This window comes from Lihuaxuella thermophila, assembly GCF_900110165.1.
In the GTDB taxonomy this organism is placed as follows: Bacteria; Bacillota; Bacilli; order Thermoactinomycetales; family Thermoactinomycetaceae; genus Lihuaxuella; species Lihuaxuella thermophila.
In genome coordinates this window covers 194,793-208,429 of record NZ_FOCQ01000006.1, presented here as the reverse complement: position 1 = coordinate 208,429, position 13,637 = coordinate 194,793, and the positions used below count along the sequence as shown (strand labels likewise).

11 protein-coding genes are annotated in these 13,637 nt (G+C 51.0%); 9 read left to right on the top strand and 2 right to left on the bottom strand.

All coding sequences use genetic code 11. The features are described 5' to 3' along the window. Positions 1–8: 8 nt before the first annotated feature. The 3 genes from fmt (at position 9) to BMW55_RS08730 (ending at position 2,623) form a co-directional block, all read left to right on the top strand. On the top strand, positions 9–929 hold the full coding sequence (gene fmt, locus BMW55_RS08740) for a methionyl-tRNA formyltransferase (protein ID WP_089967613.1): 921 nt from the start codon (positions 9–11) through the stop codon (positions 927–929). After that, the gene (gene rsmB / locus BMW55_RS08735; RefSeq protein WP_089967611.1) at positions 929–2,293 is read left to right on the top strand and encodes a 16S rRNA (cytosine(967)-C(5))-methyltransferase RsmB; all 1,365 of its coding nucleotides are present in this window, start codon (positions 929–931) and stop codon (positions 2,291–2,293) included. The genes fmt and rsmB overlap by 1 nt, the downstream gene beginning before the upstream one ends. A gap of 117 nt (positions 2,294–2,410) precedes the next feature. Further along, positions 2,411–2,623: a YczF family membrane protein gene (locus BMW55_RS08730; protein WP_089967422.1), complete on the top strand. Its 213-nt coding sequence runs from the start codon at positions 2,411–2,413 to the stop codon at positions 2,621–2,623. Here the strand turns inward: BMW55_RS08730 and BMW55_RS08725 are convergent, their stop codons facing one another. Next, positions 2,624–3,742, bottom strand: a complete 1,119-nt coding sequence (locus BMW55_RS08725) for a GerAB/ArcD/ProY family transporter (protein WP_089967418.1) — start codon at positions 3,740–3,742, stop codon at positions 2,624–2,626. Between the two features lie 3 nt (positions 3,743–3,745). Further along, positions 3,746–5,785, bottom strand: coding sequence for a spore germination protein (locus BMW55_RS08720; RefSeq protein WP_089967415.1), 2,040 nt, complete (start codon positions 5,783–5,785; stop codon positions 3,746–3,748). 119 nt (positions 5,786–5,904) lie between these two features. Here BMW55_RS08720 and BMW55_RS08715 point away from each other — a divergent pair, with 119 nt between their 5' ends. The 6 genes from BMW55_RS08715 (at position 5,905) to pknB (ending at position 13,630) form a co-directional block, all read left to right on the top strand. Next, positions 5,905–7,503 carry a spore germination protein gene (locus BMW55_RS08715; protein ID WP_089967412.1) on the top strand — a complete coding sequence of 533 codons (1,599 nt, stop codon included), beginning with the start codon at positions 5,905–5,907 and terminating at the stop codon, positions 7,501–7,503. Continuing rightward, positions 7,500–8,666: a GerAB/ArcD/ProY family transporter gene (locus BMW55_RS08710; RefSeq protein ID WP_089967409.1), complete on the top strand. Its 1,167-nt coding sequence runs from the start codon at positions 7,500–7,502 to the stop codon at positions 8,664–8,666. Before BMW55_RS08715 ends, BMW55_RS08710 begins: the two co-directional genes overlap by 4 nt. Next, positions 8,644–9,768, top strand: coding sequence for a Ger(x)C family spore germination protein (locus BMW55_RS08705; RefSeq protein ID WP_170839828.1), 1,125 nt, complete (start codon positions 8,644–8,646; stop codon positions 9,766–9,768). Before BMW55_RS08710 ends, BMW55_RS08705 begins: the two co-directional genes overlap by 23 nt. Before the next feature lie 168 nt (positions 9,769–9,936). Beyond that, positions 9,937–10,983: a dual-specificity RNA methyltransferase RlmN gene (rlmN, locus tag BMW55_RS08700; RefSeq protein ID WP_089967403.1), complete on the top strand. Its 1,047-nt coding sequence runs from the start codon at positions 9,937–9,939 to the stop codon at positions 10,981–10,983. A 134-nt stretch (positions 10,984–11,117) separates the two neighbouring features. Next, the gene (locus BMW55_RS08695) at positions 11,118–11,870 is read left to right on the top strand and encodes a Stp1/IreP family PP2C-type Ser/Thr phosphatase (protein WP_089967400.1); all 753 of its coding nucleotides are present in this window, start codon (positions 11,118–11,120) and stop codon (positions 11,868–11,870) included. A 35-nt stretch (positions 11,871–11,905) separates the two neighbouring features. Further along, positions 11,906–13,630 (top strand): Stk1 family PASTA domain-containing Ser/Thr kinase, encoded by a 1,725-nt coding sequence (pknB, locus tag BMW55_RS08690; protein WP_089967608.1) that lies wholly within the window; start codon positions 11,906–11,908, stop codon positions 13,628–13,630. Positions 13,631–13,637 lie beyond the last annotated feature (7 nt).

Sequence of the window (13,637 nt, the reverse complement as noted above, 5' to 3'; positions counted from 1 at the left end):
TTGTGTTTATGGGCACTCCTGATTTTGCCGTGCCCTCATTAGAGGCATTGGTTGCGGAAAATTACCATGTGGTTGGGGTCGTGACGCAACCGGACCGTCCGAAGGGCAGAAAGAAAGAGCTGACTTCTCCGCCAGTGAAAGTGGCAGCAGAGCAGCACCATATCCCTGTTTTTCAGCCCGTGAAGCTGCGTGATCCGGAAGCGGTTCAAACCGTGCTCGGTCTGAAGCCTGACCTGATTGTCACAGCTGCATACGGGCAGATTTTGCCTGAGGAGATTTTAAAAGCTCCCCGTTTCGGCTGTATCAATGTTCATGCTTCCCTCTTGCCCAAGTACCGCGGCGGAGCGCCGATTCACCGGGCGATCATGGAAGGGGAGAAGGAAACGGGTGTCACCATCATGTATATGGTCAAAGCCCTGGACGCAGGGGATATGATCGCTCAACGGGCCGTGCCGATCACCGAACGGGACCATGTCGGGAGCATGCATGATAAATTAAGTCGGGTTGGGGCAGACTTGCTGAAGGAAGTCCTGCCCCGCCTGATCAGGGGGGAGATCCAGGCCGTCCCGCAGGATGAAAGCCAGGCTACCTACGCCCCCAACATTCGCCGCGAAGATGAGAAGATGGATTGGACACGCCCGGCGGAAGAACTCGCCCGGCAAGTGCGGGGTCTTCACCCGTGGCCGGTCGCATTCACACTTTGGAAAGGGAAACCCTTTAAAATCTGGTGGGCGGAACCGTCAGGGGAACCGGCTGAAAAATCACCCGGAACCGTCAAACGGGTGGCAGAAGACGGAATTGCCGTAGCCACGGGAGAAGGAACCCTCATTCTCAAGGAAGTCCAACCTTCCGGAAAAAAACGCATGTCTGTCGAAGAATTTGTCCGGGGACGGCAAATGGAGGCAGGAGAACGGCTAGGTGATGAATGATGACAGCCCTGTCGGCACGTGAATGTGCTCTGGACATTCTGATAAAAATCGAACAAAACCAGTCTTACAGCAATCTTGCCCTCAACCGGTTTCTCGTGGCGAGCGGGCTGAACGAGCGGGACAAGCGTCTGGTCACCGAGTTGGTCTATGGTTGCATCCAGCGGTTAAACACCCTGGATTGGATTTTAAACCACTTGGTGAAAAAGGGAATCGATTCCCTTGAACCCTGGGTCAGACAAGTGTTGCGAATGGGAATCTACCAGTTGACTTATCTGGACAAGATCCCGGAACGAGCCGCGGTGCATGAGTCCGTGCAAATCAGCAAAAAAAGAGGGCACAAAGGGATTGCCGGCCTGGTGAACGGGGTGTTGCGTTCCTACCTGCGCCGGAAGGAAGAACTGGCTCCACCGGCGCGGCCCCAAACTCTTCAAGAGAAAGCGATCGCCTATTCCCACCCCGAATGGCTGATCAAGCGAATGGAACAAGCCTATGGGGAAGAAACGACCCGGCTGGCCCTCTTGGCCAACCATGTGCCGCCAAAGGTGAGCATCCGTGTCAACACCCTAAAAATCAACCGGGATGATTTTGTCGGCAAATGGAACGAGGAACAGGAAGGGGAAGCGGTTCCCTCTTCCGTTTCCCCTGAGGGTGTCATCATCAAACGCGGCGGCAACCCCGCTTACAGTCGTCTGTATGAGGAAGGTTATTGTACCATTCAGGACGAAAGTTCCATGCTGGTCGGGAGGGTGCTCGCTCCCCGGCCCGGAATGCGCGTGCTGGATGCCTGCGCGGCTCCCGGCGGAAAAACGACCCATTTGGCGGAACAGATGAACAATGAAGGATTGATTCTGGCTTGTGACATCCACCCGCACAAAATGGAGTTGATCCGGGAAAACGCCGGCAGGCTGGGGATTACCATCGTCGAACCTCAACTTGCGGATGCGCGGGAACTTCCGGGCAGGTTGCCGCCGGAAGCCGGATTTGATGCCATTTTATTGGATGCTCCCTGTTCGGGATTGGGAGTGATCCATCGGAAACCGGATATCAAATGGAGCAAGGAAGCCCGGGATATTGACGCTCTGGTCCAGGTGCAAAAGGAGTTGCTCGATGCCGCCGCTTCGATGTTGAAGCCCGGCGGGACGCTTGTTTACAGCACCTGCACCTGGGAGCCGCGTGAGAACCAGGAACAACTGGCCGCCTTTTTATCCCGTCATCCAGGGTTTAAACCGGATTTTCGTCTCGCGGAAGTTCTGCCGGAACAGGTACGGGGCAGCGCCGTGCTCGGTGAAGGGTGGGTGCAGATCTTACCGCATCATTTCCAGAGTGATGGCTTTTTTATCGCCCGGTTAGTCAAGAACGGGTAACAAGCAAGTGCATAACAGCAAAAACTGAACTTCGCCGGCGAAGTTCAGTTTTTTTATGGTCGAATGGAGAGGATGGCAGAGTCGCATATTAATGAATAAAAACAAGGGAAGTGTATCATGAAACGATTGGGTATCTTTTTTCTGGTTCTTTTCGTGGAAATGGCTGTGGCATTCGGATTAGACTTGATTCAGGGATTCAGCCTGGTAAAAGCGGCTCAACGTTTTTTTAATCCCTTCTGGGTGATCGGCCCCGTGGAAAAATTCTTTATCATTGCCTATTTTGTACTCACCTTTGTCTGGTTGGTCTGGCCGGTTCAGCGCAAAGCTTGATTAAGCGGAACCAGCCAGGTGTTGATCGCGTTTGTTAAACCGTTTTGTTAACAAACTGAGCATCCACAGAAAGAGGGGAACACCTACTTGTAAAGGAAGATGAACCACCCACGGGACAATGGCAAGCCCTTCCTGAATATGTTCCGAAAAATTACTGGCGATGATGAGAGATAAAAAGAATAAGATCGTTCCCATCGGATAGACGAGCCGGGACGGTTTTTTCACTTGAAACAATGAAGAGATCCCCATCAACGCTACATAAAAAAAGATCGCGACCTTAAAAAAACCTCCGACAATCAGGATAAACACGGCAATAATATCGATTCTTTGCAGAAATTCCGCAATGTCCACTTTGCCCAAGGTAGCTAAAAAAGGAAACGGAGCGCGTCCCACGACGTTTTCTCCCACAGTGGCAATATCCATCACAATTGCTGCGCTTAATATGAGAGCGCTGAAGATCATGGCCAAGAGCCCGGTTTTGACCGCTGCTTTTGGCTGCCTTACATAAGGGAGCAGCATGGTAAAGACAATCATTTCACCAAACGGAAAAGTGAGGATGAGCGGATAGGCCGTAACGAAGATCCGTTTCCAGTCCTCGGCCACAGGCCGGAGATTTTCCAGATTCACCAGCCCGGAAAAGAGGATGAGCAAAAGCGAAAGAAGGATGCTGAAAAGATAAAACGGGCAAAAAAACTCACCTGTTTTTGCCAAAACGCCGATCCCATGGTGCAAAACATAACAGATGGCCAGGACCGACATGCCGGTCAAGATCGTGAGCGGGGTTCGATCCAGCCAGGCAACAACAATCATGACACTCATATCGCGCAATACCCGAGCCGCTATGTAAAGAAAATAGATGACATAGATGAAAGCGACGGGCCAACCGAGAAATTTGCCGAGAATTCGCTGGATGATGCCGGTCAAAGGCAAATCGGGGAATTGCCGATGCAGGGAACCGTACACAAGAAACAGGAGAAGCCCCCCGATTAAACCGACCAGCACGGCAATCCAGGCGTCCTGTTTGGCCTTGATTCCCAAACCGACGATCACCGCACTTCCCAGTTCAAGCAAGATTATCAGACAAAACAATTGGTAGACGTTGATTCTGGCATTTTCCATTGTTTATCCTCCACCGTTCACAGATCTCTCCAGTTCGATATAGGAATTGGTGCGCAAACCGGTCCGCCGGATAAAAGTATGAACGTGAACCTCTATTTGAGCCGTGCTGAAGAGTTGGGGCCATTTTTTTTCATATTGTTTCCAGGCGGCCGGATTTTCATGGTGAAGCATTTCTCCCAATCCCAGAAAATCGCTCTTCACTTTTTGAGCAGTCCTCACCGCTGCGTTGATCTCTTCTGCGATGGTCCGGGATACTTTTTTTTCGAGAATTTCCAGGTTGGCCGGGTCTTCGAGGTTCATCGGGCAGTTCATCTCCTCAACGGCCGCTTCCCCATCGACACGGATACGGAACACAGGCTTGTTTTGCTTTACCTGTGCGGAGATTTGGGTGATGGACTTGATAAGATCAACCGTTGCTCCTTCGGATCGTTTTCCGCATTGGACGTAAACGGAAGTTGTGCTGATCTGGTCGCGGATAAAAGCAACACCGCGGGCCGTGGAGCCACTCAACCAGCGGATGAGCCGTCCGTTTTTAAAAACGGCGATTCCGTTGATGGACAATTGATAAGGTAAGCTTGATTTTTTAAGTATATCCTGGATCTGCGAACGGGTCGTGTCCCCGCTCAGTTTGATCCCGGGGATGAGAACAATCAAAGCCAGCACGATCCCGAACAGCCCAAAAACGGCAGCCAACAGAATCAGGGCGAAACGGAGGAGGCGGGCGGCGATCGCCATGTTGAACGAAGGGTTGACAAAATTGGCAATTGCGGTCGTCGCAACCACGATGACCGTCGCCGGAGTCACCATCCCGGAGCGAATGGCTGTTTCCCCGAGGACGATGGCGCCGACAATGGTGACAGCTGTACTGAGGGCTTTCGGGGCGCGCACTCCCGCTTCCCGGATCACCTCGAAAACGAGTTCCATGAGGAGCACTTCCACCACGACCGGAAAAGGAACCCCTTCCCGCTGTGCGGCAATATTGATGAGCAAATTGGTCGGAACCATCTCTTGATGAAAGGTTGTCAAGGCGATGTATACAGACGGAGTGAGCAGGGAAACCAGGAAAGCGGCGTAACGAATCAACCGGAGAAGGAGCGAGATATCAAAACGCTGATAGTAATCTTCTACCGATTGGAAAAAGAGAGGGAAGGTTGCCGGAACCGTGAGTACGTAGGGAGTATTGTCGACCAGAATGGCCACCCGTCCTTCCAACAGGTTGCCTGCTATCACATCCGGGCGTTCCGTCGAATAAAGGGTGGGAAACGGAGTAAAGGTTTTATGCTGGATAAACTCTTCAATATAACCCGACTCCAGGATGGCGTCGATCTCAATCGCTTTCAATTTTGTCAAGACTTTTTTGACGATATTTTCATTGGCAATTCCTTGTATATACATCACGGCAACTTCTGTTTTGGTCAGGCTTCCGATGAGCAGTTTGGTCATCCATAAATTCGGAGTTTTAATGCGCCGGCGAATGAGTCCGATGTTGATGTCGATCGATTCGGTGAAACTATCTTTGGGGCCGCGGATCACCGTTTGCGAAGTGGGCTCGGAAACGGGTTTGCTTGCCCCGCCTGCCGTATGGACGGCAATACAGCGGCTCCAGCCTTCCCCGAAGAGGACGGCGTTCCCGGTAAGGATGGATTCATAGACTTGGGCCCAGGAATCGAGCCATTCAATCTTACCGATCGTTAAGGCATTCTTTTTCAGCCATTCAAGTGCCGTTCGCTCGTCCTCGAGTTGTTCCAGGTGAACGGAATCGATCATCAGTGATTTCATCACCCACTCATGGATCGTATCCCTGTTCACCAGGCTTTCAATGTAGACAAGGGCCACCTGAATACCCGGAGAGCAGCCCGGTTCAAACGTGCGGATGATGCAATCCGGGCTCCCTCCAAATTCTTCTCTGATTTTGTTCATGTTTTCTTCCAGGCCGGAGAAGAGGGCAAATTCTGTTTTTTTCTCAGTGGGTTTCGCAGTTTCTTCGCTTTGTTTCTTTCCCCTGATCCTGAGCCGCCTCATGGCAGATTCGCCGTCCTTCACTGTGAATTCTATCCTTAATATGGGTTCTGTGTATTTTTTTATTCTTTTTTCCGTATTCACCTTTTCCCCGTGTATTTTTTAAAGCGGTTGGGGAGAAGTTAAGCGTGTGGTGATGACGAATGAAAAACGGGTCTTTTCGTATAATCAGACGCTCAAAAGATCGCAAGAAAAACAAAGTCCTGGAAGAAAGGTATCAACAAAAACTGGAAGAAACCGTCGGAAATACTGAAATTCACGAAAATCTGGACCAAAATCTTGAATATGTGAAAAAGGTGCTCGGAGAAAGCTATGATCTGATCACCCGCAAGCTGATCATCGATCAGACCGATGACCGGTATGCCGGCATTGTCTACTTGGATGATATGGTCAACAAAGATCTCGTCCATCAATTTATCATTCGTCCCTTAGTATCCATCGGAGAGTCGAAAGATGCGATGGATGATCTCTGGAAAGCCGCGGTTGACAAAATCGTCGAAGCGGGTGAAACGAAACCGGCCGACGGGATGAAATCGGTGATTGACGCGATTTTGAGCGGAGATACGATTCTGTTCATCGACGGCTATAAGAACGCTCTGATTATGGGCTCCAAAGGCTGGTATAACAGTTTAAGGGAGCCCCGGTCGGAGCATTTGGTCCGCGGATCCCGCGAAGGATTTACGGAAACACTCAGCTTTAACATTGGAATGATTCGTCACCGTTTAAAGGATCCCGACCTGCGTATCAAAATGCTCTCGCTGGGAAAGCGGACCAAAACCGTCGTCAATCTTCTTTATATTGAAGGGGTCGCTGATCCGAAAATCGTGAACGAAGTGGAACAGCGGATCAAACGAATCGAAATTGACGGTGTGTTGGAATCAGGATATATTGAAGAGTTTATTCAGGATCAGATATGGTCCCCGTTTCCGCAGCTACAGAATACGGAACGTCCGGACGCGGTAGTTTCCCATTTGCTGGAAGGGAAAGTGGCCGTACTGACGGACGGAACTCCCCATGCGTTAATTGCTCCGGCTGTTTTTACCCAGTTTTACTACAGCCCGGAGGATTATTATGAACGCTATCTGATCGCCACCTTTCTGCGCTTGATCCGCTTGATCAGTTTGTTTGCGGCACTGCTCTTGCCAGCACTTTATATCGCGTTTTCCTCCTTTCACCCTGAAATGATTCCCTCCAAATTTGCGCTTGCCATGGCCTCGGGCCGTTCCACCGTCCCGTTTCCGTCGATTGTTGAGGCACTGATGATGGAATTCAGCGTGGAAGTGCTCAGGGAAGCCAGTATCCGTCTTCCGGGTCCGATCGGTCCGACGATCGGAATCGTGGGCGCACTGGTGATTGGTGAAGCCTCCGTTTCGGCCGGCCTCGTATCTCCAGCGATGGTGATTGTGGTGGCCATTACCACGATCAGCTCTTATGCCAATCCCAGCTATAATGCCGCCATTTCGGTGAGGCTTCTGCGCTTTCCCTTGATGATCGCCGCTACGGTGTTCGGGTTGTATGGGATTATGATCGGGGTGATGCTGATCTTGCTGCATCTGGTGGAACTGCGCTCGTTTGGCGTTCCCTATGTGGCACCATATTCTCCTTTTCAGGGACAAGATTCCAAGGATAGCCTGTTCCGTGCACCTTGGCAGTGGATGAATAAACGACCGGTCATTTTCCGTCCGCAAAATGAACGGAGACAACCAGACATGGAGAGAGAAAAGAGGGAAGATCAAAGATGACCCGCCAAAAAACTACAGATGCTTCCAAACATACCATCACTCCCTTTCAGTCCGTGGCGATCATCCAATTAACGGTAATCGGAGTCGGCATATTAAGCCTTCCGCGTGCCTTCGCCCAAGCGGCCGGACCTGATGCCATCTGGTCCATCTTTCTATCGGCATTGATTATTTGGTTTCTGCTCGCCGTCATCGCCAACCTGATCCGGAGATTTCCCCATCAGTCATTGGAGGAGTATGTTCCCAAGATCCTGGGGTCAGCGAGAGACGACCGGACAGGGAAAGTTTTGGGAATCCCCGTTCTGTTAGCGTTTGCGGCAGTTTGGCTTTTAGGTATTTCCACGTCAGCCAGGGTGTTTGGGGAAGCCCTGTTATCGGCTGTTTTTAGAAACACTCCGCTGGAAGTTGTCATTTTGACGCTGATTGCGGGGAGCGCGATTGCCGCCGGCAGGGCACCGGGGGTGATTGCCAGATTAAATGGACTTGTTTATCCGCTTACCCTTGTTCCATGGATTCTCCTCGTGATCGGCCTGATTCAAAAAGGGGAGATCACCAATCTGCTCCCTTTGTTTCAGGCTGACTGGAGTGCAATCGGAAAAGGGATCATGGTCGGGTTGTTTTCCTTTGTGGGGTTCGAAGTTACCCTGGTATACGGGGGATATTATCAGCAGCCGAAGAAGGCGTTTCTCGCTCATTCCGCCGCGGTGGCGATTATCTCTCTCTTATATAGTCTGGCCTTTATCACCACGTTAAGTGTTTTTGGTGTAGAAGAGCTGATGCAGACGATATGGCCCTTCGTTGAGGTGGCTAAAGTGATCACCATTCCCGGAGCGGTTTTTGAACGGTTGGAGTCGGGGATTTACGCTATTTGGGTGGCAACTGTTTATATCTCCATGACGAATCTGTTTGCGGCCTTGGTGCACATGATTGTTAACTTTTTCAAGCTCCATGACCGATACAGTAAACCGCTGGCCTGGATTTTGGTGCCCATTATCTTTATGATCGCCATGTATCCGAGCAATTTTCAGGAAGTGTTTGAGTGGTCGAACCGTGTAGGGATGGCTATTTTCATCCTTGCTCTTACGTTGCCTTTTCTCTTGCTCTGCATCGCCGGGATCCGGAAGAAGAAGGGGGATGAAAAGGATGCGCCGGCCTCTTCTCTGTAAACTCATTTTTCTCACGCTCATCAGTCTGTTGATACCCGGCTGTTGGGATCGGGTCGATATTGAAGAGAGATTGTCGGTCGTATCGATGGGCATCGATAAGGCCCGCGACGGGTGGGAGATTTCCGTCCAGGTTCCCATCCCCAGGAATATTGTAGGCGGAGGAAGTGGCGGGGGAGGAGGCGGTGGCGGGGATCCGGTGCAAGTGTATTCCGGCACGGGCAAAACAGTGGTGGAGGCGTTGAACGAAATCGCTCGGCAATCGGACCGGCCCTTATTTTTTGGTAACTTGCAAACCGTCTTGTTCGGGGAAGAGATGGCCAGAGCTGGCATCAGCCCCGTGCTGGACCATTTTAGACGGGAACCTGAGATTCGCCGGGAATTGTGGACGGTTGTCGTCAAAGGAAGAGCGAAAGAGGTGCTCACGACCGAGACCAAACTGCAACAAGTCCCGTCCGACTTTATCAGGGAGATGTTAAAACACGGGACCCGAAGGGAAAACATTGCTGAAACAACGCTCGGAAAATTGTTGATTATGTTGGCCACCCCCGCGAAGCGGGCACCTGTTCTTAATTACTTAGAGAAAAAAGATGATGCTTTCCGGTGGATCGGGGCTGCAGTCTTTCGAAATGACCGAATGGTTGGTTTGTTAATGGATAACGAGGTAACCCCTCTGGTGCAAATGGCCGAAGCAAAGCAGGGGAGTCAGATCATCGCCCCCTGTCCCGGTCAGCCCGGAACGATCATTTTCAGACCTGACGGAATCAGAAGACAGGTGAAGGTGTCCGGGAGGCCGGCTGTCGATATAAATCTCGAACTGGAAGGATCCATCGTGGAAAAAACCTGTAATCTGGATTTAAGTAAGCCGCAGATGCTGACAGAGATCGGAGAAAGTCTGGAACGCGTGTACGAACAAAAAGCGAGGGCACTCATCGCAAAGTCACAAAAAGACTTCAAGGCGGACATCATCCAAGTCGGCAGGTATGTCCGCGCTTATCAACCCGTTGCATTCAAAAAAATGGCATGGGAACGGCAGTATCCGCGCATCCCGATCCGTGTTTCATACAAGGTGAATGTTCGCCGGATCGGCATGAGAGCCCAGTAACTTTGATAACAACATCGCTTTCTCTAAAATTGTTTTCAAACGGAACAGAAACTCCCTGTTCCGTCTCTTTTCTTTATCCTGATGTACTGATATAATAAGGAAAGTTTTGAACAGCTGATTGATGGTATTTATTCCCGTTATTCCAGGAAAGTTTTGGTGAGTTCACAAATGAAACCCTTTGTATATGACTTGACGGGTGAGCAATGGGAGAAATGGATGAGAGAACGGAATCAGCCCGGTTGGCGGGTCGGCCAGATGATGGATTGGCTGTATGTCAAACGGGTGGAGTCGTTTGAGGAGATGACCAATCTGCCGAAAACGCTTCGTGCCGAACTCTCCGAATCCTTCCGTTTTCGCCCGCTTGATGTGATTACCACACAACAATCCCAGGACGGAACGGTCAAATTTCTGTTTGGCCTTTATGACGGCCATGCCATCGAAACGGTGATCATGCGCCATAATTACGGAAACAGCGTCTGTGTCACAACCCAGGTGGGGTGCCGCATCGGTTGTACGTTTTGCGCCTCCACTCTGGGAGGGTTGAAACGAAACCTGTCGACCGGCGAGATTGTGGCACAGGTGGTCATGGCCCAGAAATATTTGGATCAGGCGGGAGAGCGGGTCCGATCGGTCGTCGTGATGGGTTCCGGTGAACCGTTTGAAAACTATGAAGCCACAATGGCGTTTATCCGAATCCTGAATGACGCCAAAGGGCTCCAGATCGGACAGCGCCATATTACCGTGTCGACCAGCGGTGTGGTTCCCAATATTTACCGGTTCGCCGATGAAGAGTGGCAAGTGAAGCTGGCGATTTCCCTGCATGCGCCCAATCATGATCTGCGTTCCAGCCTGATGCCGATCAACCGCAGATTCCCGCTTGCCGAATTATTGGATGCGTGCTGGTACTATCTGAGGAAGACGGGACGCCGGCTGACGTTTGAATATGCCCTGATCGGAGGGAAAAACGACCGGGCCGAACATGCCCATGAGCTGGGTAAACTCCTGCAAGGGATGAACTGCCTGGTCAATCTGATTCCGGTCAACTATGTTCCTGAAAGGAACTATACCCGTACGCCAAGAAATCAAATCTTTGAATTTAAACGGATTTTGGATTCATACAAGATTAATACGACCATCCGCCGTGAACATGGTCACGATATCGATGCCGCCTGCGGGCAGTTGAGGGCAAAACACAGCCAAATGATGGAGTCCTGAGCGAATAGGGATTCGCTCTTCTTGTGATCATATATCAATTCTCATTGATCCCGTATCAAACAACATTCGCGGTGATTTCCTCTTCGAACCGCCAACACAGTTACCACATCGGAAAGGGAAAGGGGTAACCGAACATGGAGATGGCACAGCGAACAGATATCGGACGGGTGCGCGATCTCAATGAAGACAGCATCGGACTGCTCCAGACAAAATCGGGTGCTGTCATTGCCATTGTCGCGGACGGTATGGGCGGGCATCAAGCCGGTGATGTAGCCAGCCGCACAGCCGTGGATACGATTGAAAAAGTGTTAAGCGCCGAGTCTCTGGATGCGTCAACTGAAGAAAAGAGCGACTTGCTGCTGCATGCGGTCGGTAAAGCCAATGAAACCGTCTATTCTCTAGCCTCCCAGAACAGCCAGTTCCAGGGCATGGGTACGACGGTTGTAGCTGCCATCGCGGATGAAAATGAAGTGGTGTTGGCCCACGTGGGCGACAGCCGTGCCTATATGTTGCATAAAGGCGGTCTTTATCAACTGACCGAAGATCATTCTTATGTAAATATTCTCAGGAAACACGGCCAGATTACGGCTGAAGAAGCGCGCAACCATCCCCAGCGCAATATGATTGTGCGGGCAGTGGGGACGAATGAGGAAGTTGAAGTGGATTTGATCAATACCCCTTGGGGAAGCGAAGATGTATTGCTGTTGTGTTCAGACGGTTTGACCACGATGGTGGCCGAGCGGGAAATCGGCTTGGTCTTGTCCTCTACCACGATGACATTGGAGGAAAAAGCGGATCGTTTGCTGCGGATGGCACTGGATGCCGGTGGTACAGATAATATATCCCTAATTCTTCTTAAACATACGGGTAGGTCAACCAGATCTTAACTCAGGGTCAAGGGAGGAACGAGGTGACCATGCAGATGGAAGGGAAGAAGCTGGGGGGACGTTACGAGATTGTCAGCCGTGTCGGCGGCGGGGGAATGGCCGTCGTTTACAAGGCGAAGGACTTATTACTGAATCGTTTTGTGGCTATTAAAATTTTAAGCGAATCCCTCAGTAATGATTCAGAGTTTATCCGTCGTTTTAGTCGGGAGGCGCAAGCGGCAGCCAGTTTGTCCCACCCGAACATCGTAAATGTGTATGATGTGGGCAGGGATGGATACACCCACTATATCGTCATGGAACTGGTGGAAGGGCCGACGCTCAAGCAGTATATCCAGGAACGGGGCCCACTGCCGGTCGAAGAAGCGGCCAATATCGCTGTGCAAATCTGTGACGGGTTGGCACATGCCCACGACAATCAGATTGTTCACCGTGACATCAAACCGCATAACATTTTATTGGGACCGAACGGCCGGGTGAAAGTGACCGACTTCGGGATCGCGCGGGCAGCCAGTTCGTCTACCATCACACAAACCGGTTCGGTGATGGGTTCGGTACACTATTTTTCCCCGGAGCAGGCACGCGGGGGCGTCATCGGCGAGAAATCGGATATCTATTCACTGGGAATTGTATTTTACGAGATGCTGACCGGTCACCTCCCGTTTGACGGAGACTCCGCCATCAGTATTGCGCTGAAACACTTGCAGGATCCGGTTGAGGATCCCCGCGAGCTCAACCCGGAGATTCCGGACAACGTCGCGGAAATCGTGCTTCGCGCTCTGGAGAAAGACCCGTCCATGCGTTATTCGTCGGCCAGGGCGATGATGCAGGACATTGTCTATGCGGTTCGGCTCGACCGCCGTCTGGAGGCGAACTGGGGAAATCACCGCCAGCCGCAACAGGATTTTTCCTACCAGACGATCCCGCTTGGCGCTGATGATGAGACAGGCAAAATTCCCGTCGCCACCGCGGTGGAGACGCCGCCTCCTTACAAGTCGCCAACCCAGCGGCCCGAAATCCGCTCAGGCAGCGTCCGCAACGAACCGCAGCGCCCGGTGAATCCGATCGGACAACAGACGATGGCCAACCTGGAGCGTTTAAGAAACCTGCCAAATGACAAAGATAAGACCATATTCCAGCGCACCGTCATCTGGCTGGAAAACGTTCAGGCCAACATGCCCTGGTGGCAAAAGTTACTGTTCGGTCTGTTTACGATCATTCTGATCGGCTCGTTAAGCATCTGGGGCTTTACTGCGATTTGGGGCCTCATTTCAAAAGGCGGAGAAGATGAAACCGGCGGTACGGAGGCCAATGCGACAAGTATAACTTTGCCTGCATTCAAAAGTGAGAAACAAGCCAGACAGTTTGCTTCTAAACATGGTTTATCAGAACCCAAGATAATATTTAAACCTGGTGAAGAAGGGGAAGTTCTAAGACAAGAACCAGCTGCGGGAGAGAAAATAGAAAAAGGCCAAAGCTTTACCATTTATGTAGGAGCTGGTGGTGTAAAAGTTCCAAATTACCGCGGAGAATTTGAAACATCTATTCAAAGAGAAATTGCAAAAGGTACTGACAAACTAGGCTACAAACTTGAGATGTATAGATGTGATGGCAGTGGTTCGGGATATAGGCGCGCTACCATGTATAAACAGATACCGGAACCAGGTAAAAGAGTGGAGAAAGGTGCAACGGTTAAGGTTTATTCAAATATCCCGGGATACCCGCTTTCTAAATGTGAAGAGGTCATTTACTCATCAAGTTAGGAGGTAT